General features: G+C 39.7%; 26 protein-coding genes and 1 tRNA gene. 15 read left to right on the forward strand and 12 right to left on the reverse strand.

Annotation, left to right across the window (positions count from 1 at the left end; translation table 11 throughout):
* Positions 1–55 precede the first annotated feature (55 nt).
* Positions 56–132 (reverse strand) — tRNA-His (locus OQX62_RS12595).
* A 464-nt stretch (positions 133–596) separates the two neighbouring features.
* Here OQX62_RS12595 and OQX62_RS12600 point away from each other — a divergent pair.
* From OQX62_RS12600 to OQX62_RS12615, 4 genes are all read left to right on the forward strand, one after another.
* A complete protein-coding gene (locus tag OQX62_RS12600) occupies positions 597–1169 on the forward strand; it encodes a UbiX family flavin prenyltransferase (protein ID WP_265831887.1) in 573 nt (190 codons plus the stop codon).
* A 96-nt stretch (positions 1170–1265) separates the two neighbouring features.
* Positions 1266–2585 (forward strand): tRNA (N(6)-L-threonylcarbamoyladenosine(37)-C(2))-methylthiotransferase MtaB, encoded by a 1320-nt coding sequence (gene mtaB, locus OQX62_RS12605; RefSeq protein ID WP_265831888.1) that lies wholly within the window; start codon positions 1266–1268, stop codon positions 2583–2585.
* 25 nt (positions 2586–2610) lie between these two features.
* The gene (locus OQX62_RS12610; RefSeq protein ID WP_265831889.1) at positions 2611–3765 is read left to right on the forward strand and encodes a prolipoprotein diacylglyceryl transferase; all 1155 of its coding nucleotides are present in this window, start codon (positions 2611–2613) and stop codon (positions 3763–3765) included.
* 11 nt (positions 3766–3776) lie between these two features.
* Positions 3777–4568, forward strand: a complete 792-nt coding sequence (locus tag OQX62_RS12615; RefSeq protein ID WP_265831890.1) for an inositol monophosphatase family protein — start codon at positions 3777–3779, stop codon at positions 4566–4568.
* Between the two features lie 80 nt (positions 4569–4648).
* On the opposite strand, the gene OQX62_RS12620 is transcribed toward OQX62_RS12615, so the two are convergent.
* The 3 genes from OQX62_RS12620 to OQX62_RS12630 all read right to left on the reverse strand — a co-directional run bounded on the left by OQX62_RS12620 (position 4649) and on the right by OQX62_RS12630 (position 6971).
* Positions 4649–5200 (reverse strand): NifU family protein, encoded by a 552-nt coding sequence (locus OQX62_RS12620; RefSeq protein ID WP_265831891.1) that lies wholly within the window; start codon positions 5198–5200, stop codon positions 4649–4651.
* 77 nt (positions 5201–5277) lie between these two features.
* Positions 5278–6624: an adenylosuccinate lyase gene (gene purB, locus OQX62_RS12625; protein ID WP_265831892.1), complete on the reverse strand. Its 1347-nt coding sequence runs from the start codon at positions 6622–6624 to the stop codon at positions 5278–5280.
* 134 nt (positions 6625–6758) lie between these two features.
* Positions 6759–6971 carry a hypothetical protein gene (locus OQX62_RS12630; protein ID WP_265831893.1) on the reverse strand — a complete coding sequence of 71 codons (213 nt, stop codon included), beginning with the start codon at positions 6969–6971 and terminating at the stop codon, positions 6759–6761.
* A 141-nt stretch (positions 6972–7112) separates the two neighbouring features.
* Between OQX62_RS12630 and OQX62_RS12635 the strand changes: the two genes are divergently transcribed.
* The 5 genes from OQX62_RS12635 (at position 7113) to OQX62_RS12655 (ending at position 10786) form a co-directional block, all read left to right on the forward strand.
* Positions 7113–7679 carry an RNA polymerase sigma factor gene (locus OQX62_RS12635; protein ID WP_265831894.1) on the forward strand — a complete coding sequence of 189 codons (567 nt, stop codon included), beginning with the start codon at positions 7113–7115 and terminating at the stop codon, positions 7677–7679.
* Between the two features lie 7 nt (positions 7680–7686).
* Positions 7687–8793, forward strand: a complete 1107-nt coding sequence (locus OQX62_RS12640) for a S1C family serine protease (RefSeq protein ID WP_265831895.1) — start codon at positions 7687–7689, stop codon at positions 8791–8793.
* 78 nt (positions 8794–8871) lie between these two features.
* Complete coding sequence (locus OQX62_RS12645) at positions 8872–9804, forward strand: DUF72 domain-containing protein (RefSeq protein WP_265831896.1); 933 nt, start codon at positions 8872–8874, stop codon at positions 9802–9804.
* A 70-nt stretch (positions 9805–9874) separates the two neighbouring features.
* The gene (locus tag OQX62_RS12650) at positions 9875–10510 is read left to right on the forward strand and encodes a peroxiredoxin (protein WP_265831897.1); all 636 of its coding nucleotides are present in this window, start codon (positions 9875–9877) and stop codon (positions 10508–10510) included.
* A gap of 78 nt (positions 10511–10588) precedes the next feature.
* Positions 10589–10786, forward strand: a complete 198-nt coding sequence (locus OQX62_RS12655; RefSeq protein WP_265831898.1) for a cold-shock protein — start codon at positions 10589–10591, stop codon at positions 10784–10786.
* A gap of 45 nt (positions 10787–10831) precedes the next feature.
* Here the strand turns inward: OQX62_RS12655 and OQX62_RS12660 are convergent, their stop codons facing one another.
* From OQX62_RS12660 to OQX62_RS12680, 5 genes are read right to left on the reverse strand one after another with little or no spacing between them, the layout of a single operon-like run.
* Positions 10832–12013 carry a class I SAM-dependent methyltransferase gene (locus OQX62_RS12660; RefSeq protein ID WP_265831899.1) on the reverse strand — a complete coding sequence of 394 codons (1182 nt, stop codon included), beginning with the start codon at positions 12011–12013 and terminating at the stop codon, positions 10832–10834.
* Positions 12006–13280, reverse strand: coding sequence for an aspartate kinase (locus OQX62_RS12665; RefSeq protein WP_265831900.1), 1275 nt, complete (start codon positions 13278–13280; stop codon positions 12006–12008). The genes OQX62_RS12660 and OQX62_RS12665 overlap by 8 nt, the downstream gene beginning before the upstream one ends.
* A gap of 1 nt (position 13281) precedes the next feature.
* Positions 13282–14097, reverse strand: a complete 816-nt coding sequence (locus tag OQX62_RS12670; RefSeq protein WP_265831901.1) for a DUF3298 and DUF4163 domain-containing protein — start codon at positions 14095–14097, stop codon at positions 13282–13284.
* Positions 14094–14561: a GNAT family N-acetyltransferase gene (locus OQX62_RS12675; RefSeq protein WP_265831902.1), complete on the reverse strand. Its 468-nt coding sequence runs from the start codon at positions 14559–14561 to the stop codon at positions 14094–14096. The genes OQX62_RS12670 and OQX62_RS12675 overlap by 4 nt, the downstream gene beginning before the upstream one ends.
* Entirely contained in the window at positions 14561–15247 is a 687-nt protein-coding gene (locus OQX62_RS12680) for a YggS family pyridoxal phosphate-dependent enzyme (protein WP_265831903.1), read from the reverse strand. Before OQX62_RS12680 ends, OQX62_RS12675 begins: the two co-directional genes overlap by 1 nt.
* 172 nt (positions 15248–15419) lie before the next feature.
* On the opposite strand from OQX62_RS12680, the gene OQX62_RS12685 reads away from it, so the two are divergent.
* From OQX62_RS12685 to OQX62_RS12700, 4 genes are all read left to right on the forward strand, one after another.
* Positions 15420–15998 carry a DUF4296 domain-containing protein gene (locus OQX62_RS12685; protein ID WP_265831904.1) on the forward strand — a complete coding sequence of 193 codons (579 nt, stop codon included), beginning with the start codon at positions 15420–15422 and terminating at the stop codon, positions 15996–15998.
* Positions 15999–16000: 2 nt separating this feature from the next.
* Positions 16001–18373: an endonuclease MutS2 gene (locus OQX62_RS12690; protein WP_265831905.1), complete on the forward strand. Its 2373-nt coding sequence runs from the start codon at positions 16001–16003 to the stop codon at positions 18371–18373.
* A 97-nt stretch (positions 18374–18470) separates the two neighbouring features.
* Positions 18471–19172, forward strand: coding sequence for a CoA transferase subunit A (locus OQX62_RS12695; RefSeq protein WP_265831906.1), 702 nt, complete (start codon positions 18471–18473; stop codon positions 19170–19172).
* A gap of 12 nt (positions 19173–19184) precedes the next feature.
* A complete protein-coding gene (locus OQX62_RS12700) occupies positions 19185–19844 on the forward strand; it encodes a CoA transferase subunit B (RefSeq protein WP_265831907.1) in 660 nt (219 codons plus the stop codon).
* Here the strand turns inward: OQX62_RS12700 and OQX62_RS12705 are convergent, their stop codons facing one another.
* Complete coding sequence (locus OQX62_RS12705; protein WP_265831908.1) at positions 19845–20486, reverse strand: uridine kinase family protein; 642 nt, start codon at positions 20484–20486, stop codon at positions 19845–19847.
* Positions 20476–21717 (reverse strand): LysM peptidoglycan-binding domain-containing protein, encoded by a 1242-nt coding sequence (locus OQX62_RS12710; RefSeq protein WP_265831909.1) that lies wholly within the window; start codon positions 21715–21717, stop codon positions 20476–20478. The genes OQX62_RS12705 and OQX62_RS12710 overlap by 11 nt, the downstream gene beginning before the upstream one ends.
* Positions 21718–21891: 174 nt before the next feature.
* Here OQX62_RS12710 and OQX62_RS12715 point away from each other — a divergent pair, with 174 nt between their 5' ends.
* Together OQX62_RS12715 and OQX62_RS12720 are read left to right on the forward strand one after the other, a co-directional pair.
* Complete coding sequence (locus OQX62_RS12715; protein WP_265831910.1) at positions 21892–22371, forward strand: Dps family protein; 480 nt, start codon at positions 21892–21894, stop codon at positions 22369–22371.
* A gap of 99 nt (positions 22372–22470) precedes the next feature.
* On the forward strand, positions 22471–24279 hold the full coding sequence (locus OQX62_RS12720; RefSeq protein ID WP_265831911.1) for a UbiD family decarboxylase: 1809 nt from the start codon (positions 22471–22473) through the stop codon (positions 24277–24279).
* A gap of 101 nt (positions 24280–24380) precedes the next feature.
* Here OQX62_RS12720 and OQX62_RS12725 read toward each other — a convergent pair whose 3' ends face one another.
* On the reverse strand, positions 24381–25925 hold the full coding sequence (locus tag OQX62_RS12725) for an OmpP1/FadL family transporter (RefSeq protein ID WP_265831912.1): 1545 nt from the start codon (positions 25923–25925) through the stop codon (positions 24381–24383).
* Between the last annotated feature and the right edge of the window lie 11 nt (positions 25926–25936).

The raw sequence follows: 25936 nt of genomic DNA on the forward strand, positions 1-25936 counted from the left end.
AAAAAAAGCACCCGTTACCAGGTGCTTTTAATTTTCAATCTTTACTGATTTAAAATGGGGTGGAATATGGGGCTCGAACCCACGACCCTCGGTACCACAAACCGATGCTCTAACCAACTGAGCTAAAACCACCATGTTTTTCAGTTTGACAAAAGTACGCTTTTTAATATTCTATGCAAATCTTTTTGATGAAGAATTTGAAATATTATTTTAAATAATTAATAAACAGCTTATTGGAGTTTGATTTTTTTTTCTGCCGACCCGAAAAAAAGTAAATGCATTGCAATTTATTCACCGATGGCTGATCAATTCACCTCAGAATTGCCAAAAATAGAGGCTGAAGGATCAATCAGAGTACATAATCTTTTCTTAGGCAAAGCAAACAGGTTAAACAAAATGGCTGATATTTCTGAAATTGTTCAAAACTTATGCAAGTTGAACGTAAAAAAGAGTGTTCAAACTTTCTATATGTAAAAAAAGAATATTACATTTGGGCTTACCCTTTAGGGGGTATGTTTTTCATAGGTAGATGTAGGGCCGAAAATTTATTTTCGGCCCTTTTTTGTATATACAGGTTATGTATCTTTACGAAGTCTATGAAAAAGAAGAAAATCATTGTTGCGGTAACAGGTGCGAGCGGATCTATCTATGCGAAGTTATTGCTGGATAACCTGCAGAAATTGGCTGATCAGGTGGAAAAAGTGGGGGTGGTCATGTCAGATAACGCCAAAGAAGTCTGGCGTTTCGAATTGGAGAACACTGATTATGAGCAATATTCTTTTGATTTCTATCAAAAAATGGATTTCAATGCTCCTTTCGCCTCAGGCTCAGCAAAGTTTGATACCATGATTATCATCCCCTGTTCCATGGGAACATTAGGCAGAATTGCACATGGCATCTCTAATGATTTAATTTCCAGAGCGGCTGATGTCATTCTTAAAGAACGCAGGAAGCTGATTGCTGTGGTCAGGGATACTCCTTTTAGTCTGATCCATATCAATAATATGAAGACCGTGACTGAAGCCGGTGGGATTATCTGTCCGGCTAATCCTTCTTTTTACAGTATTCCCAAAAGTATTGAAGAAGTGGCGCAGACGGTTGTTAGCCGTGTGATCGACCTGGCAGGCCTTGAGCAGGATAGCTATAGATGGAATGAAGAGAATTCATAGAATTTTACATTCCTTAAATGCTTGCTGTTAAATTCAAGCAATAAAAAAGTTATCTTTGCAGGCTTATCTATAATAGCCTTTTAGCGTCAAATAACAATGAAGAAAGTAGCATTCTATACCTTAGGTTGTAAGTTGAATTTTTCGGAGACTTCAACAATCGGTCGTCTTTTTACTGATGCAGGTTATGCTGTGGTAGATTTTACTGATGCTGCGGATGTTTATGTGATCAATACCTGCTCAGTCACTGAGCATGCTGATAAGAAATGCCGTAAGGTAGTTAAAGAGGCGTTAAAGTATGCACCAAATGCTTATATCACTATTGTAGGTTGTTATGCACAGCTGAAACCTGTGGAAATTGCTGAAATTGAAGGTGTGGATATGGTTTTAGGCGCAGCAGAGAAATTCCGAATTGTGGAATTTATATCAGATCTGACCAAACAGCCGAAAGCTGTTATTCATCAGCAGAATATTGAAAAAGTAAATCATAATTTTATTGCCGCCTATTCTATTGGCGATCGGACCCGGACTTTTTTAAAGGTTCAGGATGGTTGTGATTACCCTTGTACTTATTGTACTATTCCTTTAGCCAGAGGTGGAAGTCGTAGTGACACCATTGAGAACGTGGTTAACCGTGCAAAACAGATTGCAGAAAGCGGGGTGAAAGAAATTGTGCTGACAGGGGTTAACCTGGGCGACTTCGGTATCCGTAATGGGGAGCGCGAGGATAAATTTTTTGACCTTGTTAAAGCACTGGATGAAGTGGAGGGAATCGAAAGGATCCGTATTTCTTCAATTGAGCCCAACTTACTAAGCAATGAAATTATTAGTTTCGTTGCTGCTTCAAAACGTTTTGTGCCTCATTTTCATATTCCTTTACAATCCGGTTCAAATAAAATTCTCGGACTGATGAAGAGGAGATATCAACGGGAATTATATACTGAGCGCGTTGCCACTATTAAAGCATTGATTCCGAACTGCTGTATCGGTGTAGATGTAATTGTTGGTTTCCCTGGTGAAACACATGAAGACTTTTTAGATACTTACCAGTTCCTGAATGAGCTGGATATTTCCTATCTGCACGTGTTTACCTATTCTGAACGTGAGCAGACCGCTGCAGCTGAAATGGCAGGTGTAGTTGCGGGCAGCGCGAGAGCTGACCGCAGTAAAATGCTGCACATTTTATCTGACAAAAAGAGACGCGCATTTTACCAGTCACAAATCGGATCGGTAGGTGAGGTCTTATTTGAAGACGATCAGAAGAATGGTTTTATGCATGGTTTTACTAAAAACTATGTTAAAGTTAAAGCTAAATACGATCCTGTAATGGTCAACGAGATCAAGATAGTGAAATTGCTTCATCTTGACGCAGATGGTGAAGTAGAAGTTATGGAAACAGATGAAGTTTTAGTACATTAATCTTATATTCGCAAGAAAATAATGTATGTTTCCTACCGTTTCCCATTTTCTTGAATATCTTTTCGGTATTCAGATTCCACTCCCTTTTAATACTTTTGGTGTATTTGTAGCTTTGGCTTTTATTGCCGGATACTGGGCTTTTACAAAGGAGCTTAAACGTAAGGAAGCACTCGGATTATTACATCCCGTAAAAAAAACAACTACAATAGGCTTGCCTCCAAAACCAATTGAACTGGTTTACAATGGTGTATTTGGCTTCTTGATAGGTTATAAATTAGTTTACGCCTTATTAAATTATAAGTTATTTGTCAGTGATGCACAGACAGTGCTGCTGTCCACTTCAGGAAGTTTACTGGGAGGGCTATTTTTTGCCGGCCTGTTTGCTTACTGGGACTATAAGGAAAAGAATAAATACAAACTTGCTCAGCCCAAACATGTCGTGGTTACAGAACACCCTTACGAATTGATGGGCAATATGATTGTCTGGGCAGCCGTATGGGGCTTCCTTGGAGCCAAGATATTTGATAATCTGGAGCATTGGGATTCTTTTGTGAAAGATCCGATAGGCGGATTACTTTCCTTTAGTGGACTCACTTTTTATGGCGGTTTGATCTGTGGTGGTGCCGCGGTATTGTACATTGCGAGGAAAAATGGGATTAAACCTTTACATATGCTTGATGTTGGCGGACCAGGGATGATGCTTGCCTATAGCGTAGGAAGAATTGGCTGTCATATGTCGGGCGATGGTGACTGGGGTATTGTAAACCTGAATCCTAAACCTTTCAGCTTTCTGCCGGATTGGTTATGGGCATATACCTATCCCAATAACGTGGCCATGGAAGGTGTAGCAATACCAGGATGTACAGGGAAATTCTGTTCTGTATTGCCTTTACCTGTTTATCCGACGCCGCTGTATGAGGTAATTGTATGTTTTGTTTTATTTCTAATCCTTTGGCGCATCCGTCATCAGGTTAAATTGCCGGGGATGTTATTTGGTATATATTTAATGATGAACGGGATGGAGAGATTTTTCATAGAGCTGATCAGGGTTAACACAAGGTACCATGTTGCGGGCATTTCATTTACTCAGGCGGAGATGATATCTTCACTGTTATTCATTTGTGGCCTGCTCCTTGTTGTGTTTTCATTGAAAAATAAAGAAAAACACGCGAATTACTAAATATCCTAAATTTGAATTACGAATTATTATGTGACCAGGTCATCGCAATCACGCGGCTGACAGGGAATTTTATTAGAAAAGAATCGATGCGCTTTAATGCAGATTCTATTGAATTCAAAGGGCTAAATGATTTGGTCTCTTACGTAGATAAAACAGCAGAAGCACAATTAGTTGATAACTTATCCCAGCTGATTCCGGATGCCGGATTCATCACAGAAGAAGATACGCCTAATAGCATCGGTAAAACCTATACATGGATTATCGATCCACTGGATGGTACTACAAATTTTATTCATGGTGTGCCAACCTATTCCATTAGCATCGCGCTTTATGAAGAAGGGAAACCTGTATTAGGTGTGGTATATGAAATCAACAGGGCTGAAATGTTTTACAGTTATAAAAATGCGCCGGCTTATCTGAATAATAAAGAAATAAGTGTGTCAAAGAGAACTATGCTGGCAGATTCCCTGCTGGCAACAGGATTTCCATATTACCAGTTCGAAAAACAGCCGCAATATATGCTGCTATTGGCAGAGCTGATGCAGAGGACGCATGGCCTGAGAAGAATAGGCTCAGCAGCGGTAGACCTGGCTTATGTAGCCTGTGGCCGATTTGATGCCTTTTTTGAATATAACCTGAACTCTTATGATGTAGCGGGAGGTGCTTTTATCGTACAGCAGGCGGGTGGTAAGGTCATGAATTTTGATGGTGGTGATGAGTTTATTGATCAGCGCGAAATGCTGGCAACCAATGGCTTGGTTGATCATGAATTACTGGAAGCCATCAGGCGTCATTTTAAATAATGAGCGACAACCATTTAAAAAAGGCATAAAAAAAAAAGAACCATTTAATGTGGTTCTCTTTTTTTTATAAAGATATAAGCTTATAAAGCGTTAGAAACAACTTCTTTTACTTCAGGTACCATTCTTTGTAACAAATTCTGGATACCAGATTTCAAGGTGATGGTAGAGGAAGGGCAACCACTGCATGAACCGCGAAGTTCTACAGTCACCACACCTTCGTCGAAAGATTTATAGCTGATTGCACCACCATCCTGTTCAACAGCAGGGCGAACGTAATCGTGCAGTATCTGCTGTATTTTTATCTCCAGATCAGATCCTTCAAATGCAGGAGCTTCTTCAACAGTTGCTTCTTTAATTTTGTATTCTGATTCTACAGCACCCTTCACAAATTCTTTAAGAATGGGTTCGATATCAGGCCATTCAGCATCTTCAGTCTTCGTGATAGTAACGAAATTGCTAGCAAAAAATACGCCGCTCACAAAGTTAAACTTGAACAATTCTTTAGCAAAAGGAGAGTGCTCAGCACTTTCTCTAGTTGCGAAATCTTCACTGCCATTAATCAACAACTTGTTGACCATAAACTTCATAGTGGCAGGATTCGGGGTTTGTTCTGTATATACGTTAATAGTCATGGTCTCTTTTTTCTTACAAAAATAAATAATTCAGGTCTGAAATTCAGATATCGATGTCTGTTTTAGGTCATTATATCCTAAAATACACCTGTGTAGTTAAAAGGTGTGATCTGCTTCAGTTCCTGCTTAATATTTTCATCTATTTGCAGACCATCAATAAAATCTGCCATGGTCACTGCCGTAATCTTTGTATTTGTACGTGTCAGATCTTTTAATGCTTCATATGGATTCGGATAAGCTTCTCTTCTGAGAATAGTTTGAATGGCTTCAGCCACTACAGCCCAGTTATTCTCTAAATCCGCAGCAATAACTTCATTGTTCAGTAAAAGTTTATTCAGTCCTTTTAGCGTAGAGGAAATTGCAATAGCCGTATGCGCCATTGGAACACCTACATTTCTTAAGACTGTAGAGTCAGTCAGATCTCTTTGTAACCTCGAAATAGGTAATTTTGCAGAGAAAAATTCAAATAAGGCATTGGCAAGACCGGCATTTCCTTCAGCATTTTCAAAATCTATAGGATTTACTTTATGTGGCATGGCCGATGAGCCTACTTCACCTTCTTTAATTTTTTGCTTGAAATAATTCTTGGAAATATAAGCCCAGATATCCCTGTCCAGATCAATAATAATGTTGTTGATTCTTTTCAGTGCATCACATTGAGCTGCAAACTGATCATAATGTTCAATCTGTGTAGTATGTTGTGCACGGTTTAATTTCAGTGTGTTGTTCACAAAATTATTGGAAAAATCTACCCAGTTAATGCCTGGATAGGCGATATGATGTGCATTGAAATTTCCGGTAGCACCACCAAATTTTGCACTGTGCGGAATATTTTTCAGATTATTCAACTGAATTTCCAGACGCTCGGCAAATACCAGGAATTCTTTTCCCAGTTTAGTAGGAGAAGCAGGTTGTCCGTGTGTATGTGCCAACAGGGGAATATCTTTCCACTCTGTTGCCAGTTCTTTTATTTTGCTGATTAGTGAGCTGATCGCAGGATAGTAAACCTCGTTCAGGGCGAGTTTAAAAGTATAGGGTATTGCGGTATTATTAATATCTTGTGAAGTCAGGCCAAAGTGGATAAACTCCTTATAGTCCTGCAAGCCTAAATTATCGAATCTTTTTTTTACAAAGTATTCAACAGCCTTCACATCGTGATTGGTAATTTTTTCAGTTTCTTTTATTTCCTGGGCATCATCATCGCTGAATTGCTCGAATATTGACCGTAGCTGAATATAATTTGCTTTATCAAAATTGCTTAGTCCATTTAAACCTGTTTCACATAAAGCGATGAAATATTCGATTTCAACGTATACTCTATATTTAATGAGTGCAGATTCTGAAAAGTATTTTGCAAGGTTTTGTGTGGTGTTCCTGTAACGACCGTCAACAGGTGATATAGCTTGTAGTGATGATAAATTCATGAATGCGAAATTTTTACAAGCGCAAAGGTAGCAATTTCATCTGATAAGCTTGGTCTGACCGGTGGTTCCGGAATTATTGGGCATAAAAAAAGGCTCTGGATATTTCCAAAGCCTTTTTTTTAAAGCTGTAAAGCTTATTTTTTAGTTGTATCAACAGCTGTAGTAGTAGTTGTTACAGTAGTATCTTTAACTGTAGAATCTTTAACGTTAGTATCTACAGAAGTAGTAACTGCACCTGAATCAGTTAATGTAGTATCAGTACCTTCAGCTTTTTTTTCTGAGTTACATGCTGCTACTGATAAAGAGATTGCTAAAGCTAAAAAGCCGAATTTGAATAAGTTTTTCATTTTGAATATTTTTAAAATAATTAATTAATTTTACAGATTAATACCCCAATCAGCAAAAGGTAACCCACCGTTTTAAAAAAAAAAGAATATTATTTTTTTACCTAATATTGGGTTACCATTCACGTATAAATGTATTAATTAGTGAGTAACAAGTTAAGCAGTTCAGTTCCAACAGATAGAGAGGTTGTTTTAGGTATACTAAACAACTCGGAAGATGCCCTAAATAGATTGTATATCGGTTACTTTCCGATGGTATTGCAGTTTATTTTAAATAATAATGGTGATGAAGATGATGCCAAAGACGTGTATCAGGAAGCAATCATCGTCTTATATAATAAAATAAAGGGTGGTAATTTCGAGTTAAGCAGTAAATTGAAAACCTACATTTATTCAGTTTGCAGGCGTATCTGGCTAAAGAAGCTATCACAGGCCAGCAAAAAAACGAATAACATTTCGGACTTTGAAGATGTTATCGCGGTAGAAGTAGATGTGGAATACCACGAAGAGAAGGATCTCCAGTTTGAAAAGATGGGATCAGCATTGACTAATCTGGGGGAACCTTGCAAAACTATTATTCAGGATTTTTACATTAATAATCTCTCCATGCAGGAGATCTGTGAAAAATTTGGCTACACAAATACTGATAATGCCAAAACACAGAAGTATAAATGCCTGCAGAGATTAAAGAAATTATTTTTTCAAATATAATAGGGAAATGAGGAAGGATTTAGAAATAGAAGCTATAATTGAAGATTACCTGGGTGGAAAACTTACAGCAGAGGAAAAAACTGCTTTTGAAGAACTGCGTAAAAATGACCCTGTAATTGATCATAAAGTGGTTGCTCATCAGTTGTTCATGGACGCAGCTAAACAATATGGGGTGATAATGTCGCTGAAACAGCAGATGGATCAGGCGCACGCACAGATGGATGTAGAGGCTATGGTTAATCAATATAAACCTCATCCTTCTATTTTGGTGAACTTCTGGCGCAACAACAGATCGGGCGTTGCAGTGGCAGCCTCATTCCTGTTGTTAATGCTATTTACTGTATATTCTTATCTGCACAATACCAAGCAGAATGGCAGTTATGATCTGATGAGGAGAGAACTGGCTAATATTAAAAGTAACCAGAACAAATTGGTAAGATCACTGATTACCTCAAATAATACTACTACACCCGCACCGAGAGGCCCGCTTAGTCCGGCTAAGTTTGGCGGTACCGGATTTGCACTGACTACCAATGGTTATATCTGTACCAATTTGCATGTAGTAAAAGATGCTGATTCTGTATATGTACAGAATGGTAAAGGGGAATCATTTAAGGTAAAGGTTGTTTATCGTGATTCACAATATGACATTGCAATCCTTAAAATCATTGATAATGCATTTACGCCGCTGGCAAATCTTCCTTATAAACTGAAAAGGAACAATGTAGAAATGGGAGAGAACGTATTTACTCTTGGATTTCCAAAAGATGATGCCGTGTTAGGTGATGGTTATGTAAGTTCAAGAACCGGACATAGTGGTGATACTACACAATATCAGGTCTCTATTCCTATCAATCCGGGAAATAGTGGCGGACCGCTTTTGGATAATTATGGTAACATCATCGGTGTGATTACCGCAAAAGAAAATCAGGTGGATGGCGCTGCATTTGCGATCAAATCTAAATATGTTTTGGAAGCTCTGGATGCTATTCCTCAGGATTCATTAGGTAAGAAGGTTGCCCCGATTAAAAAGAATCCGCTGGTAGGTCTTAAAAGAACTAAACAGATTAACAAGATCCAGGACTTTGTATATATGATCAAAGTGTATAACTAAATATTCCGTCAAATATTTTTAAACCCCGAAACAATAATCTTTGTTCCGGGGTTTTTAGTATATGTATAAACAGGACATATGGAATTTGGAAAAGTAGCTGCTGAAGAAGTTAAATCTGTGGACTTCACATTACCTCCTGATGGAGAGCTGACAGCAAAAATAATAAATGGCAAGGCGGTTAAGCAAGTAGATTTTTTCATCGGCTGTGCCAAATGGGGCAGGAAAGAGTGGGTGAATATTATTTATCCGCCAAAGACTAAAGAAGCCAATTTCCTGGACGAATATGTTAAACACTTTAATTCGATAGAACTGAATGCTGTGTTTTATTCCATTCCGACCAAAGAGCAGGTGAATAAGTGGAAAGAGAAAGCCATGCAGAATGCCACCGGTCAGTTTTTGTTTTTTCCCAAGTTTCCAAGAATTGTCAGTCATATCAAAAGGCTCAAAAATGCGGAGCAGGCAACGGATGATTTTTTAGCCAGTATCAGTGAGTTTGGAGAATTTCTGGGGCCTTGTTTCCTGCAGCTGAGTGATAACTTTGGACCGAAAAATTACGCTATCCTGGAAGAATATATTAAAAGTCTTCCCGCAGATTTGAATGTTTTTGTGGAATTAAGACATGCTGATTGGTTTAAGGATCGTGAAGCCAGAAAAATGGTTTGTGATATGCTTGCTAAATACAAGAAAGGAGCAGTAATTACTGATGTTTCGGGCAGAAGGGATGTATTACATATGGAACTGACAATTCCTGAGATATTTATCCGTTTTGTGGGAAATGGGAAGGAACATCAGGACTCTGATTTTGCAAGGATAGATGACTGGGCAATACGTATTAAAAGCTGGCTTGATCATGATCTGCAGAAAGTATATTTCTTTTTGCACCAGCATGATGAACTGGATACCCCGGTGTTGGCCAATTATACAATTAAGGTATTTAATGAAAAATTGGGTAGCGATGTTCCCGAAATAGTTTTCAGAAAGAAAGAAGAAGGCCTTTTTGGAAATGGTTAAATATCTACTATATTAGTAGTGTTTTTATAATGGGTTAATTTTTAAATTTTACAACCAAAATTATAGTATTATGAGTATCAGAATAGGAGATGTAGCTCCAAATTTTAAAGCCAAAACCTCAATTGGGGATATCGATTTTTATGAATTTCTTGGTGATAGCTGGGGAGTTATATTTTCGCATCCGGCTGATTATACTCCGGTTTGTACAACAGAATTAGGACGTACAGCTTCATTAAAATCAGAGTTCGAGAAAAGAGATGTGAAAGTAATTGCGCTAAGTGTAGATTCTGTAGAGTCGCATAAAGGATGGATTAATGATATCAATGAAACACAGGATACAACAGTTGAATTTCCAATCATTGCAGATGAAGATAAAAAGATTGCCGACCTGTATGATATGATTCATCCTAATGCATCGGAGACCTTAACTGTGCGTTCACTGTTCATTATTTCTCCTGATAAAAAGATCAAGCTGATGCTGACTTATCCGGCTTCTACTGGAAGAAACTTTAATGAGGTTTTAAGGGTAATAGATTCTTTGCAGCTAACGGCTAAATATAGTGTTGCTACTCCGGCCGACTGGAAAGATGGCGAAGATGTGGTGGTAATGAACAGCATTAAGACGGAGGATATTGCGGACAAATTCCCCAAAGGTCACAAAGTGATCAAACCTTACCTCAGAACGACGCCACAACCGAACAAATAATTTTAAAACATTATTATTTTTTTTAAGTTTGATATAGTTGAGAACTTTAAAGAATATTAATTTTTACATTGGAATTTTATGAATACCGGGAAAGTAAAGTGGTTTAACACGCAAAAAGGCTACGGATTTATCGTTTATGAAGGAAATAAAGATATTTTTGTTCATTTTAAGGATGTTCTAGGGGGCATAGACAGCATTCAGGAGAATGATGATGTCGAATTTGAAATTGCAGAAGGTAAAAAAGGACTACAGGCTGTAAAAGTCAGGAAAGCTTAACCTTTAACTGTAGCAAAGCCTTCCAATTGCTGGAAGGCTTTGCTATTAGTAATGTTGTATGATGGAAGCTTTGATTACAATTTTTCCCTGTCCCGCGCTTTGCGTAAAGATCAGGAAATGCTTATCGTCGGCCTTAATCTGATATTTTTCTGTGAGGGATGCCGCCTTATCGGGAAAATTGCGAACAATTACATTTCCAATCAGGTTTTTCTCTTTTTTGATTTTTCCTGCAGCCAATACCTCATCTATTTTGAATATTCTGCCCGGGAAATCATGATCTGCATGATTCGCACAGTATAACTGCGTCTGGGCATGTAATTTCTGCAGCTTAAATCTTGCTGCAATGAGATTAAATGCACCACCTTTTAGCAAGGCTACATCCGGTTCATATAAATATTGCCCGGTAACAGGACTCCCTAAATTTGCAGGTTGAGTTTCCTCATCTTTCATGAAGCTGAATTGTTTTTCTGTCTCGTTCAGTGTGGTACAAACAATTTTCACTCCATCAGTATAGTCGCGCTGAACTACCCAGATTAATTCCTTGCACTCGTTTTTAACGCTGACCACATGAATTTCTGCAACATTTTTCAACTCTTTTAATCCAGCAGTCAAGTCCAGTAGCGGCGCTGTTTTAATGAGTATTAAGGGCGACCTCGACAAGAGCAAATCCAGGTTTTCTACTACATTCGGACTACAGTCCTTCAGCATAAAAACCTTTCCAGACTCACTTCTCCTGGCCGGATCAATATATATGGTGCCATATTCTTCCGAATCATCCTTTAGCAGGTCTATTCCATCGCCGCAAATAAATGTAGAGTACGACTGATTTAATAAGGCTGAATTATATTGCGCTATTGCTGACAGCTCAGGATTAAGCTCTACATGAACGACCGCACTATTTGATCTGGAGAAATAATAACTGTCTACGCCATAACCACCCGTTAGGTCTATCAATTTGCCTCCAGCTGATAGTTTTGCTTTATAGGAAGCCGTAAGCTCGGAGGAACATTGTTCTACGGAAAGTAGTGGCGGATAATAAATACCAGCCGTGCTGAACCATAGCGGGAGTTTTTTGATGCATTTCTTTTTAGCAGTAATCTGACTGGATAGTTCCGTTCCGGTGATCTCCGGAAACGGACTTTTAGCCATAGCTATTTTATGTACATCTGCATTTAAATTGCTCCCGATATATTCCTGAACTGCCGGTTCTAAAATGTGCTTATTCAAATTTGGGTTTATCTTTCATTACGATTTGGCAGGTATGGCGACTCTTTACTTCAAGCAGGATATCTTTATTGACCGTTACCCTGTCGATCGTCTCCTGGTTATAATAGCGTATAGTAACCAGTTCCAATCCTTTGTTATACTTTACCTTGTACAATTGCGATAGCTCATTGATCAGGTTAGTGATCTTTTCTTCATCATGATCCACGCTAACAGAAAAACTAAGCGCAGAGTTTAACATAGTATTTACTTTCACCTTGTGTTTATGGAAGAGGTTAAAAATATCACTCAGGTTTTCCTCTATAATAAAAGAGAAATCCTTAGGCAAAATAGAAATCAGCACCTGGTTTACTTTAAATATAAACGATGCCACCGGTAGTACGCTGTGTGTGCTATTTATTTCGGTTCCTTCACCATCAGGTGCGATAAATGACCGCACAAATAAGGGGATATTCTTGTTCTGTAATGGTTTGATTGTCTTAGGATGAATAACTGTTGCTCCGTAATAAGTAAGCTCTATTGCATCATGATAAGATAATTGCGGAATACGTTCTGTTTGTTCGAACCATTTGGGATCGGCATTTAGTACTCCTGGAACATCCTTCCATATGGTAAGTGCAGTAGCATCTAAACAAGAACAGAAAATTGCTGCGGAATAATCTGAACCCTCTCTACCCAGAGTGGTGGTGAAATTCTCACTCGTACTCCCTATAAAACCCTGTGTAACAGCAATTGTCTTGCCTAAAACAGGTACAAGATGTTTTTGAATTTCTGCCGCTGTTTTATCCCAGTCAACTTTTCCTTCTTTATAACTATTATCCGTTTTGATAAAGTTTCTGGCATCTACCCATGTAGCAGCAACGCCTTGTTCATTAAGGTAGGCGGCTACAATTTTGGTAGATAAGAGTTCACCTATTGACACGATCTGATCATAAATATAATCAGGTGCATCATTCGCCTCTTCTTCCAGCAACCATTCAATTTCTACAAATGTATTTGCTATTTCATCATATACAGGCTGTGTATGATCAGGAAACAGCTCATTTAAAATGTTAAAATGGTAAGCTTTAACTTCATCTAGTAATTCATGCGTATCATCCTGGCCAAATACATATGCCGTAGCAAGTTTCTCCAGTTTATCAGTAATCTTTCCCATCGCAGATATAACGATCAGGAGCTCTTTATTTGTTGTTTTTTGGATGATGCTAACCAGATTTTTTACAGCTTCAGCACTTTTTACAGAAGCACCTCCAAATTTATATACTTCCATATTACTTAAAGTTTGATAGAACAGGGGTAGGTTTTAGAATATCTTTAATAGCAGAATAAGGAACAATCAGTTCTGTGGTACCGGCAGCATAGGCTTTAATTTCATATGGATTGTATAAAAACTTCAGCCCGTCTTTGGTTAAAGTGAATGTCTGTGCAAGGGCAAATTTGCCTTCAGCAAAAAAGTAGCCCTCAGACAGACTTGCATTTGGTCCCAGTTTTTCATTGTTTCTGAATATTTTTTCCGCTACCTGTCTCAATAAAGGCATTCCCTCAGTAGTAATTACAGTATCAAGCGTGAGTGTCTGGTTATTTTTAGGGTTATAGTTTACATAGGTAAATAAAGTGTTGGGATGTGCCCCACCTCTATAGTCTACATAAGTAAAAAGTACAGACAGGTAATCCGGGTAATTTGCCGTTACCTTCAGATCCAGCTCCTCAAACCATGATTCCGGGGAGTCCGCATTCTTCGATTTGAAATTATCGAACTCCTGGATAAACCCATTGGCCAGTTCTTTATAGTTTTTATAAGCGCCTTGTTTTCCTGCCAGGCCTATTACTTTCTCCTGTACAAACTTATTCGCTGTTTCATCAGCAAACAGGGGATAACTTACTACCGCTTTTGCAGTATCCGTTACGTTTTTATTGACAGATACCGGAGTTTTGCTATACACCTTCACACTGTCGTAGGTATAACTTAGCGTATCGGTTGAGGATCCTGCAACTGTTTTTGTAGCCGAATCTATGACCTTATCCGTTTTCTGGTTGTTACAGGCATACAAACCAGTAAGCAACATTAGGGCAGCTAATTTTCTCATATTTTATTAATTCGGTCCTTGCTGAAAGAGGCATTTAACCATCCTGCCTCTAGCTGCGCAGCATATTTATTATAGAAATTGATCGCAGGTGCATTCCAGTCCAGCACCTGCCAGTTCATCCCATTATAGTTATTGTCTTTTGCCTCTTTCATTACCCTTTCAAAAAGTAATTTTCCTATGCCCTTGCCTCTCGCATTTTCCGTAACCAGGAAGTCCTCCAGATATAAACGGCAACCTTTCCAGGTAGAGTATCTGATATAATAAAGTGCAAAACCCAGAATCCCGTTTTCATCTGCTGCTACAAAGGCTTTCCATGCAGGTGTTTCACCAAAACCTGCGTCAATAAATTCCTGCAGGGTTACCGTAACTTCTTCAGGAGCTTTTTCATAGACTGCCAGCTCATGGATCAATTCCAGTATACGCGGACAGTCTTCTTCTACAGCGAATCTTAATTTAATATCCATCAGGCCTTGTAATGTTTAATTTTTCTGGCACCAAAAATACTGCTGCCGATTCTGATCATCGTGCTGCCTTCTTCAATGGCCAGTTTATAATCGCCAGACATGCCCATTGATAGTTCTCTGAACGAATCTTCCTTCCTGAAAAAGCTTGCTTTTATTCCATCAAATAAAACTTTCAACTCCTGAAATTCGTCCTGTGTTTGTTTCTCTGTCGCATTGTTGCTGGCAATTCCCATCAGGCCGGTAATACGGATGTTTTTCATTGCCAAATATTCCTCAGATCTTAACAATTCAATTGCTTCAGCATGATCCAGTCCGAATTTCGTTTCCTCATCGGCGATATAGATCTGTAGTAAACAGTCGATTACCCTCTTGTTTTTTGCCGCATGTTTATCAATTTCCGCCAGTAACTTAAGGCTGTCCACCGATTGGATGAGCTGGATGAAAGGGGCAATGTATTTTACTTTATTGGTTTGAAGGTGGCCAATCAGGTGCCATGCGATGTCCTTAGGTAAGGCTGCCTCTTTCTCAACAAGCTCCTGCACTATATTTTCTCCAAAAATCCGTTGTCCGGCGTTATAAGCTTCGAGGACAGCATCTGCATCATTAAATTTTGACACTGCAATCAGTTCCACATTTTCACCTTCAAGTTCCTTTTTATATTTCAATAAGTTGTCCGCTATGCTCATTTATCAGTATTTTTGGTAAAATTAACAACCTTAGCCCAATTTGCTAAGAAAAATTAATGTTTTACAAACAAAACAGATCTCAGCCACAGGTTTCCTTTCCATTTAACAGGATTAATCTGGGGAGAATGGAATTAAAAACAACAACAACTCATAAGAAAAGAAAGAAATACAAATGAAGAAATTTTGTTATGCCGGCCTGCTTTTTCTGCTGATCGCCGGATGCCAGTCCAAAATTCCGGGAAATATAATTCCGCCTGATAAAATGGGGGCAATTTTGTATGACATCCACGTAACTGATGCTTATATTACAACGTTAGCAAGTCAGGATTCGGCTAAAAAAGTAAGCGCGACTTATTATAAAGGTATTTATAGGAAGTTTGATACTGACTCCGCGAGGTATACGCAAAGCATGAATTTTTACGCGGAGCATCCGGATCTGCTGAGTAAGATTTATGAAACGGTGACTGCAAGTTTAAAAAAATCAAAAGACAGCATAGATAAGGTCAATGAAAAGATTTTAAAAGTAAAGACTGCAAAAAGAGCTAAAGCAGTAAAAGACAGCCTGGCAAAAATTGATCCGAAGGTACTTAAAATCGAAGCGGACAAGAAGGCCAAAAAAACGAAGGACAGCCTGGAGAAAATTAAACCTGCAGTGATCAAACCTGTAGTAATCAAGAAGGTAAAGAAAGAACGAATACTTAAAAGAAAAACTCAGCTTACAACAGCTAAGACCGATAAAGAGGTTAAATAATCATGATATATCCCGATAATTGTTTAGATAGATTAGGCTTCAACGAAGTTAAACAGCTCATTTATAAACACTGCCTGAGTCCGATGGGACAATATATGGTAGGCAAAATGCAGGTGATGAACAAGTTTGACCAGATCAATAAATTTCTGAGACAAACCAAAGAATTTAAAAATATACTTGAAAATCAGGAACCCTTGCAGATCAGCTCGTTTTTTGATATCAAGACACTCGCAGAAAAGATAAGAGTGGAAGGAACCTACCTGATGGAAGAAGAAGTCTTTCAGATTTATCTTTCCTTACAGACTGTATTTTCCGTAATCCGCTTTTTTGACGAGAGAAAAGAAGTTTATCCCAATCTGGAAGCACTTTTTGAGCATCTGCCGGTAGAGAAAAACATCCTCAGAAAAATAGAGACGATACTTGATGCCAAAGGAAAAATTAAGCCTAATGCGTCTGCTAAGTTGCAGGAGATTACTTCTGATATTGCTAAAGGTGAGCAGGAAGTACGGAAGCGTATGGACTCCATTTACAAGCAGGCAGTTTCCAGTAACTGGGTGGCAGATGGTAGTCTTACGATCCGGGACGGCAGAATGTGTATTCCGATTCTGGCCGAAAACAAACGTAAACTAAAAGGATTCATTCATGATGAGTCGGCCAGCGGCCAGACGGTCTACATGGAACCTGAAGAAGTATTTACGCTGAATAATAAAATCAGGGATCTTGAATTTGATAAAAGACGCGAGATCATAAGGATATTGATTGCGCTCACAGATGAATTGAGACCTTTCGGGCCTCTTTTACTTTCCTATCATGGTTTCCTGACCAAGCTTGATTTTGTGCGTGCTAAAGCTTTATTTGCGATAGAAGTGGAAGCCGATATGCCGGTATTGGTAACAGAACCGAGGTTAAAGCTGATCAATGCCCGTCATCCGCTGCTGTACCTGTCTTTTAAAGAAGATAAGAAAACAGTGGTTCCGCTGAATATACATATGAATGAGAATTTACGGATTGTATTGGTCTCCGGACCTAATGCGGGAGGGAAATCTGTATGTATGAAAACTGTAGGTCTGCTGCAATTGATGGTACAGTCAGGCTTGCTGATTCCTGTTCATGAATCAAGTGAAATAGGGATCTTTGATAATATATTTGCTGACATCGGTGATGATCAGTCGATAGAAAGTGATTTGAGTACCTACAGCGCCCATTTAACAAAGATGCGGTATTTCGTGGCACATGCTACGCCAAAGTCGCTGGTCATGATTGATGAATTTGGAACGGGAACAGATCCGCAGTTCGGCGGACCAATGGCTGAAGCGGTACTTGAAGTATTAAATAATAAGAAGGTAAGAGGTGTGATCACTACGCATTATTCTAATCTCAAGTTGTTTGCTGGCAATACACCGGGACTGGAAAATGCTTCCATGTTATTTGATAACGACAAAATGAAGCCCTTGTACGTGCTGGAAATCGGCAAACCGGGAAGTTCTTATGCTTTTGAAATTGCACAGAACATTGGTCTGCAGAAAGAAGTTTTAGTATTGGCAAGAGAAAAGACAGGTACGAATCAAAACAGAATAGACAGTTTGCTGGTAGATCTGGAAAGAGAAAAGAAGCAGATTTATGATACAAAGATCCATCTCTCCAATCAGCAGAATAAGGTAAAAAACCTGGTGGCAGAAAATGAAAAGCTGCAGCTGTTTTTAGATGAAAACAGGAAAACGCTGATCAAAGAAGCTAAACTCGAAGCGCAGGCCATTATAAAAAATGCCAATAAGCTGGTAGAAAATACGATCGCCGGAATTAAAGAGAATCAGGCAGATAAAGTGGCCACGAAACAACTCAGAGATAATCTGCAGAAAGAGTTGGTTCATCATCAGGTTAAAGAAGAGAAAAAGCCGGAAAAGGTGGTTGCTCTGAACGGTCCTATAGAGGTGGGTGACTGGGTGCAGCTGCTCAACAGTGAGACCATGGGCCAGGTGCTGGAAATCAACCGGGGAAACCTGGTCCTGGCATTGGGTGATCTGCGTTCGGTAGTTAAAAAAGACCGTGTACAGAAGATCAGCAATAAACAAGCTAAAAAGGTCGTGCAAAGCAATTCCTTTTCAGGCAGGATATCTGATGCCATCGGCAGTTTTACGGCTGAATTGGATCTGAGAGGGATGCGTGGTGAGAATGCAATCCAGGAGGTGGAAAAATATATGGACAAATCAATTATGCTTGGTTTTCCATTCGTGAAACTGATCCACGGAAAAGGAGATGGTATACTCAGAAAGATGATTCGTGAATACCTCAGGAAATATAAAGAAGTGGACAGAATGGAAGATGAACATGCAGACAGAGGTGGAGATGGTATCACTTATGTGTATTTCAGGTAAGCCGCACAGATATAGCAGATCTGGCAAACAGTATTGTGAGACGCTAAATTATAGAAATCTGTAAATAATTCTATAATTTAGCGCCAAACCAAATATAATGATCAATAAAAAAGTAGCGGATGCACACGAAGCTATCCGTGATATCGAAGATGGAAAGACGGTCATGCTTGGCGGGTTCGGTCTTTGCGGTATCCCTGAAAACTGTATTGCGGCATTAGTTAAAAAAGGAATAAAGGATTTGACCTGTATTTCTAACAATGCCGGTGTAGATGATTTTGGAATCGGACTGCTCCTTAAAACCCGTCAGGTAAAAAAAATGATCTCCTCCTATGTTGGAGAGAACGCAGAGTTTGAGCGTCAGTTATTGAGCGGAGAACTGGAAGTAGAGCTTATCCCGCAAGGAACACTTGCTACACGCTGCATGGCCGCCGGATATGGTATGCCTGCAATCTTCACTCCGGCTGGAGTGGGCACCGAAGTAGCAGAAGGAAAAGAAACGAGAATTTTTGAGGGTAAAGAATATCTGATGGAATATGCATTTGATGCAGATTTTGCATTGGTAAAAGCATGGAAAGGCGATACTGCCGGTAACCTGATTTTCCGTTCTACCAGTCGTAATTTTAATCCGGTGATGGCAATGGCGGGTAAGATCACTATTGCTGAGGTTGAAATACTCGTTGAGCCGGGAGAACTCGATCCCGATCATATTCACACTCCCGGAGTGTATGTTCACCGTATTTTTCAGGGCAGTGCTTATGAAAAAAGGATAGAGCAGCGAACAGTAAGAACTCAGGATTAATCCATCAGCATCATGTTAGATAAAAACGGAATAGCGAGACGTATCGCTAAAGAAATAAAAGACGGTTATTATGTTAACCTTGGTATTGGTATCCCCACTTTAGTCGCCAATTATATACCCACAGGAATTAATGTAGTGCTGCAATCTGAAAATGGACTATTGGGGATGGGCCCTTTCCCTTTTGAAGGAGAAGAAGATCCTGATCTGATCAATGCCGGCAAGCAGACAATTACCACATTGCCGGGTTCCTCTATCTTTGATTCGGCCATGAGTTTCGGCATGATCAGGAGTCAGAAGATAGACCTCACTATCCTGGGTGCTATGGAAGTTTCAGAGAACGGAGATATTGCCAACTGGAAAATTCCTGGTAAAATGGTAAAGGGAATGGGAGGAGCGATGGATCTTGTGGCTTCAGCTAAAAATATCATTGTGGCCATGCAGCATATCAACAAAGTTGGTGAAAGCAAATTGCTGCCTAAATGTACCTTACCATTAACTGGCGTCAATTGCATCAAGAAAATTGTTACCGAACTGGCGGTACTGGATGTATTACCAGAGGGAGGATTCCGACTGATTGAGCGTGCACCTGGTGTGAGTGTGGACTTCATCAAACAATCAACCTCAGGGAAGTTATTCACTGAGGCTGATGTAAAAGAGATGGAACTGAACTAATTACTGTGCCAGCACAGTTTCTTTCAGTTCGTCCGAGATTTCTTTGGAAATGTCTATGATATCGTCAGCAACATGTTTGTTGTTCATGATCACTTTCTGACAAGAACCTTTATAAGGTAACAGGTATTGTTTATACGCAGGCATAACGTGGTTTACCCACTGATACATCACCATATCACGGGTATAACCACGTTCTATTTCATCACGTGAAATTCTTCGGTTCAGCGTAATTTCCTCATCCGCATCCATAAAGATCTTCAGGTCGAAGAGCGCCGCGATTTCAGGATAATGAAATACAAATAATCCTTCCACAATGATGATGGGGGCACTGGTAATATTCAGCAGTTTTGCATTTTCTTCGTTGGTATTGAAAGTATATTCTTTTCTTTCAATGGAGTTCCCTGCCATCAGCAGTTTTAGATCCTCCAGCAACTTTTCATCGGCAATTCCTTCTGGCAGGTCAAAATTGATCCAGCCATTTTCATCAATTTTCTGTGTAGCTACCGGTCTGTAATAATCGTCCTGAGAAATCAGGCATACTTCATCTGCACTAAAATGGTGGAGAAAACACTTTAAAAAAAACGTTTTTCCTGATCCACTTCCACCCGCAATACCTATAATATAAGGTTTGTTATTGTTCATTCGCTTGTCCACTGTACGTTAAATTGCACAAAAACCGCTTATCCAATGCACCTAATGCATCAGCTACCGCTTTTGTCATTACAATGATAACATCTTTTGTGGATTCATTCTCTGTAAATTTACCAACAACCTTCGCAAATGTTGATCTGTTGCTCATTGGATTGGTGATTTTCATGATGGTACCTATAGGTGCAGTACGGTGGAGCACCAGCATTTTTGAGGAGTCAAGATCCTGGTCAACGATCCATATGCCGGTACCTTTTTCATCAAGCTGGCTCAATCCATAACGGCTTGGGGGCAATCTCAAAGAAGGGTTCTTAACCGACTCTAAAGTGTCTGCATCATTGTCTTCTGTATCTCTTTCCAGAGGAGTTTGTTTAACCGGATACTGACCTTTAATCAGTAATTTTTGTCCGATGTACAGGGAATTTGTGGTCAGGTTATTTTTCGCCTTTAACTGATCCAGTGTCAGATCATATTTCGTAGCAATTGAATACATTGTTTCATTTGAAGCTACGGTATGGGAAATAAACTCTTCCTTTGCACCAGATTTATTCACCGTTGCGGCAGGTACAGGAACTGGCGCAGATGTTGGTGCAGGGATTTGCTGTGGTTTCTGTTTTTCCGGCTTTTTGTACTGATTTGGAGTCGTTGAAGGTGCAGGGACTGTTACCGGAGCAGGAGTGGGAACAGGAGCAGCCGCAACTGGCGCCGGACTTGTTTCCTGGTTATTCTCATCAGTTAGGCCTTTTTTCGCGGCAATTTTCAATACCTGTCCAATTTGCAAATTGATAGTCTTCAGGTTATTCAGGCTTTTAATATCGTTTATGGTGGTGCCATATTTCTCAGCCAGCATGTTCAGGTTTTCTTTACGCTGCACCGCATGTTCAATAATCGTCGATCCGTCTGATGATGCTACTGCAGGTGACGGATTAGATGCAGTAGTAGTCGCAGGCTTAACAGGTGTACCCACCGTAAAAGCTTCCTGTGTTGGCACCTTGACAATTACACCAATCTGTAAATACTTGTTGTCATTAAAAGTCATGATGTCTTTGGGACTCACATTGTACCTTCTGCTGATCGAGTAGTAGGTATCTTTCGCTACAATCTTGTGCAGGATGAGCTTTTTGCCATTTAGATTTTCAACACCAATTGAATCTCTCGAGCCATCCGCCTTAACTGATAAACTCAGAAAGAGGGTAAATATTAACAGTATATAATATTTTTGCATTAACGTTCTTATGAATTATAATGGGGCAATAATACGAATAATATATAAGAGCCTCAATTTTCAATAATAAACGACAATTATAAAAGGGTATTATGTCCCTGCTCATTTTTTAAAACCATTCCTGGTGTATCTTTGTTATAACACTGTTAACGCAACAATAAAACACAAAATACAATGGACGCGAAAGAAATAAGTTTGAATGAAAAAGAAGTAAAACCAGTTGTTGACTTATTGAACGACTATCTGGCGAATTACCACGTACACTACCAAAAATTAAGAGGTTGCCATTGGAATATCAAAGGGCAGAACTTCTTTACTTTACATGTTAAATTTGAAGAGTTATATACAAATGCACAACTGACAATTGATGAAATTGCAGAGCGTGTTTTAACATTAGGCAAACCACCACATAGCCGTTTCGCTGACTATATTAAAGAATCTGCTATTAAAGAGATCGATACTATTGGTCTGCAGGATTTAGCTATGGTTGATGCTGTTTTAGAAGATATGGCCTTATTAATTCAGCTGGAGCGCGATTTATTAGAGGCTTCGGATGCTGCGGGTGATGATGGTACCAATGATATGGTGAACCGTTTCATGCAATACAAAGAGAAAAACACCTGGATGTTGAGATCTTTTGCAGGTAAGAAATAAGTAACACACAAATATTTATAAAAAACCATGTCGGCCGACATGGTTTTTTATGTTTACAGGCAAAATTAAAATCATAATTCTGCCTACCTTTGAAATGAAATGGGATATAAAAGCTTAGCAGAATGTGTCGCTGATTTAGAGAAACACGGTCATTTATTACGTATTAAAGAAGAGGTAGACCCTTATCTGGAAATGGCTGCTATACACTTACGTGTATATGAACAGCAAGGGCCGGCACTCTATTTTGAGAAGATCAAAGGAAGTCCCTTCCCTGCCGTATCTAATCTTTTCGGCACACTGGAAAGGTCCAAGTTTATGTTCCGGGATAGTCTCCCAAATGTGGAGCAGCTTGTCGCCTTGCGTTCTGATCCTGTAAAGGCAATGAAAAACCCTTTTAAATATGCCGGATCAGCACTCACCGCTTTGTCTGCGTTACCGCTTAAACAAAGCCTGTTAAAATCTGTGTTTAAGAAGACTACCATCAGCCAGCTTCCTCAAATTGTGAACTGGCCTATGGATGGGGGACCTTTTGTTACCATGCCGCAGGTTTATACCGAAGATGTTGACAAGCCGGGTATCATGAATGCCAATCTTGGTATGTACAGGATTCAGTTAGCCGGTAATGAATATATACCAGATAAAGAGATAGGATTACATTACCAGATCCATAGAGGAATAGGCGTACACCAGTCCAAAGCAAATGCCAAAGGCCTGCCGCTTAAGGTGAGTATTTTTGTCGGTGGCCCCCCTTCACACCCGCTTGCAGCAGTAATGCCTCTTCCGGAAGGACTTTCAGAGATGACCTTTGCAGGTGCATTGGGCAACCGACGTTTTCGTTATTTTTACGACGAAGAAGGATTTTGTCTTTCTGCCGATGCGGATTTTGTCATCACCGGGACGGTATATCCCCATGAAACTAAACCCGAAGGCCCATTTGGTGACCACTTAGGTTATTATAGCCTTACCCATCCTTTCCCTTTGATGAAAGTGCATAATGTGTACCATAAACAAGATGCGATATGGTCATTCACCGTTGTTGGTCGCCCACCCCAGGAGGATACCAGTTTCGGCGCACTCATCCATGAGATCACGGGCTCTGCTTTGCCCCAGGAAATTCATGGACTTAAAGAAGTCAACGCCGTTGATGCGGCAGGTGTGCATCCATTATTATTTGCGATTGGCAGTGAAAGGTATACGCCCTTCTTAAAAGAGCGGAGACCGCAGGAGATCCTGACTATCGCCAATCATATCCTGGGTAAAAATCAGCTCAGTCTTGCTAAATATGTATTTATCGCGGCCAGTGAAGATAATGAACTGTTGGACACACATGATATTAAACTGTTCTTGTCGCATATCTTATCCAGGATAGACCTGACAAGGGATTTACATTTCCATACACAAACTACTATTGACACGCTGGATTATAGTGGAGAAGGGTTAAACAGTGGCTCTAAAGTAGTGATTGCTGCCGCAGGCGAGGTGAAGCGTAAACTAGCTACTGTCGTAGCTGATAACTTTAGGCTGCCTGATCTCTTTACTACCTTCGCTATGCCCATGTCTGGCGTAATCACTGTTACAGCACCCGCCTATACCAATGAAGCGCTTGCAGCGCAGGAGATAGAAAAGCTGGATAATCATTTTAAAGATCAGTCTTTAGATGGCATCACATTAATGGTCTTATGTGACGATGCGGAATTCGCTGCGGCTACTCTGAACAATTTTGTTTGGGTAACCTTTACCCGAAGCAATCCTGCAACGGATATCCATGGTATAAGGGCATTCACCAAAAATAAACACTGGGGCTGCAGGGGACCATTGATCATAGATGCAAGAAAGAAACCTCACCATGCACCTGAGTTAATCATGGATCAGACGGTAGAGGAAAATATTAAAAGATTCAAACTTTAATACAGGCCTATATTATAGCTGTACAAAGAGAATTTCTGTATAAAGAAGAAGGCCCTGATGGATATCCATCAGGGCCTTCTTCTTTATACAGAAATGAAATATTAGAATCTCACACCCACAGTTAAAAATACATTGTTCCTGTTTACTTTAGTGATTGCAGTAGGCTGTTGACTAACATCATCCAGTTCATATGGATTGAAGATGTTGGTTGTCTCCGTACGTTGGTAAGCTACATCAACATAATATGCGCTTACTCTGTAACCAATACCACCGGTATAATATTTGATCGCAGAATCGCTTTCATTGCTATCACCTTTATATGGACTTCCATTTAATCCATAACCAGCTCTTAAGCTAAAGTTATCAATTTTGTATTCCCCACCCACTCTGTAATTCAGTGCCGCTCTATAGTTGCCTTTAATCGCACTGTTGGAATTATCAATTGCATCTCTGTAGCCATCACTTACCGAAAGCTTCATCGAAGCATAATCCACATAATCCGCATCAGCAGTCAATAAAGCATTCTGACCAAGGATTACGCTTGCTCCAACCGAAGCTTTATAAGGGGTGCGCAGGTTATAATTGAAGTTTGAATAGTTTACATCGTTATTGAATCTTTCCACTATACTTCCTGCTTGTGAGAAATTCACATCCAACTTTTCGTCAAAGCTCTCTTCTACATGCATCCATGTTGGCGATTGGAAAGTCGCACCTAATCTAACCTCATTAACTGGTTTATAGATTAATCCTAGACGTGCATTAATTCCTGAACCGTTTGTTGTTTGATTGGATCTGTAAGTAAGGTCGTAATTTCTGCCCAACTGCTCATTAGGCTCAGTAGGAATGTTGTTCGGATCTGTATTCACAATCACACCAGATTCCTGGTAGATACGATCATTTACATAACGAACGTTTACAAAACCTATGCTACCACCCAGATACAGCTGATTGGAAATGTTGATTGCTCCTGAAAAGTTAGCTTCAGAAGTAGAACCAGCTCTGTAATCGCTGTTACGCTGAACATTGCCTAAATCCGTTGCCGGCTGATAAGTATTGTTACTTCCCGGATTCTGATTGATCAGGAAACTTTCATAAGCTGCAGCAGGAGCAGATCCGATTAAACCGTCAGATCTCAGATCAGCGATGGTATAGCCATTGGCACGTTGTGCCAGGTCATCCGCAAATGAACTGTTCTGGTTTGTACCCTGGTAATTGAATTCCCCACCAAAGTCGTTATTTCTGTTGAAACCTATTCCCCAAACTACACCAATCACGCCTTTGTTGAGGTCAGATCCTTTAGGTTTAACTACAGGATTGTACCATACTACTGCGGCCTGGTTTAAGTTTAAGCGGTTTTTAGTCGTTTTTGTATTCTGTCCAAGAAAGCTTGCGTCCGATTGTACGCTGTTAAATTCAGGAGTAATACTGAACTCCGAACGGGTGAACATTCCTAAACCAGCTGGGTTACCACCGATAGAACTGATATCGCCGCCAAGACTGATTTGGGCATTTCCCAATCCCTTGAATCTTGCTGAACTTCCGTAGTCTGTCCGTGAGAACCTTAATGCATCACCTGCGTATTGAGCATAAGTATTACCTGTAGTAGCTACTATAGCTACTACAAGGAGTTGTATGAATTTTTTCATTTAGAATTTTA

It is taken from the genome of Pedobacter sp. MR2016-24 (assembly GCF_026239655.1).
Taxonomy (GTDB): Bacteria; Bacteroidota; Bacteroidia; order Sphingobacteriales; family Sphingobacteriaceae; genus Pedobacter.

Coding starts and splice junctions, on each gene's coding strand:
- OQX62_RS12655 (WP_265831898.1), top strand. CDS start 10,589: ATGAATACCGGGAAAGTAAAGTGGTTTAACACGCAAAAAGGCTACGGA.
- OQX62_RS12715 (WP_265831910.1), top strand. CDS start 21,892: ATGGACGCGAAAGAAATAAGTTTGAATGAAAAAGAAGTAAAACCAGTT.
- OQX62_RS12685 (WP_265831904.1), top strand. CDS start 15,420: ATGAAGAAATTTTGTTATGCCGGCCTGCTTTTTCTGCTGATCGCCGGA.
- OQX62_RS12675 (WP_265831902.1), bottom strand. CDS start 14,561: ATGGATATTAAATTAAGATTCGCTGTAGAAGAAGACTGTCCGCGTATA.
- OQX62_RS12695 (WP_265831906.1), top strand. CDS start 18,471: ATGATCAATAAAAAAGTAGCGGATGCACACGAAGCTATCCGTGATATC.
- OQX62_RS12640 (WP_265831895.1), top strand. CDS start 7,687: ATGAGGAAGGATTTAGAAATAGAAGCTATAATTGAAGATTACCTGGGT.
- OQX62_RS12720 (WP_265831911.1), top strand. CDS start 22,471: ATGGGATATAAAAGCTTAGCAGAATGTGTCGCTGATTTAGAGAAACAC.
- OQX62_RS12645 (WP_265831896.1), top strand. CDS start 8,872: ATGGAATTTGGAAAAGTAGCTGCTGAAGAAGTTAAATCTGTGGACTTC.
- OQX62_RS12665 (WP_265831900.1), bottom strand. CDS start 13,280: ATGGAAGTATATAAATTTGGAGGTGCTTCTGTAAAAAGTGCTGAAGCT.
- OQX62_RS12710 (WP_265831909.1), bottom strand. CDS start 21,717: ATGCAAAAATATTATATACTGTTAATATTTACCCTCTTTCTGAGTTTA.
- OQX62_RS12600 (WP_265831887.1), top strand. CDS start 597: ATGAAAAAGAAGAAAATCATTGTTGCGGTAACAGGTGCGAGCGGATCT.
- OQX62_RS12610 (WP_265831889.1), top strand. CDS start 2,611: ATGTTTCCTACCGTTTCCCATTTTCTTGAATATCTTTTCGGTATTCAG.
- OQX62_RS12705 (WP_265831908.1), bottom strand. CDS start 20,486: ATGAACAATAACAAACCTTATATTATAGGTATTGCGGGTGGAAGTGGA.
- OQX62_RS12725 (WP_265831912.1), bottom strand. CDS start 25,925: ATGAAAAAATTCATACAACTCCTTGTAGTAGCTATAGTAGCTACTACA.
- OQX62_RS12670 (WP_265831901.1), bottom strand. CDS start 14,097: ATGAGAAAATTAGCTGCCCTAATGTTGCTTACTGGTTTGTATGCCTGT.
- OQX62_RS12680 (WP_265831903.1), bottom strand. CDS start 15,247: ATGAGCATAGCGGACAACTTATTGAAATATAAAAAGGAACTTGAAGGT.
- OQX62_RS12690 (WP_265831905.1), top strand. CDS start 16,001: ATGATATATCCCGATAATTGTTTAGATAGATTAGGCTTCAACGAAGTT.
- purB (WP_265831892.1), bottom strand. CDS start 6,624: ATGAATTTATCATCACTACAAGCTATATCACCTGTTGACGGTCGTTAC.
- OQX62_RS12630 (WP_265831893.1), bottom strand. CDS start 6,971: ATGAAAAACTTATTCAAATTCGGCTTTTTAGCTTTAGCAATCTCTTTA.
- OQX62_RS12620 (WP_265831891.1), bottom strand. CDS start 5,200: ATGACTATTAACGTATATACAGAACAAACCCCGAATCCTGCCACTATG.
- mtaB (WP_265831888.1), top strand. CDS start 1,266: ATGAAGAAAGTAGCATTCTATACCTTAGGTTGTAAGTTGAATTTTTCG.
- OQX62_RS12650 (WP_265831897.1), top strand. CDS start 9,875: ATGAGTATCAGAATAGGAGATGTAGCTCCAAATTTTAAAGCCAAAACC.
- OQX62_RS12700 (WP_265831907.1), top strand. CDS start 19,185: ATGTTAGATAAAAACGGAATAGCGAGACGTATCGCTAAAGAAATAAAA.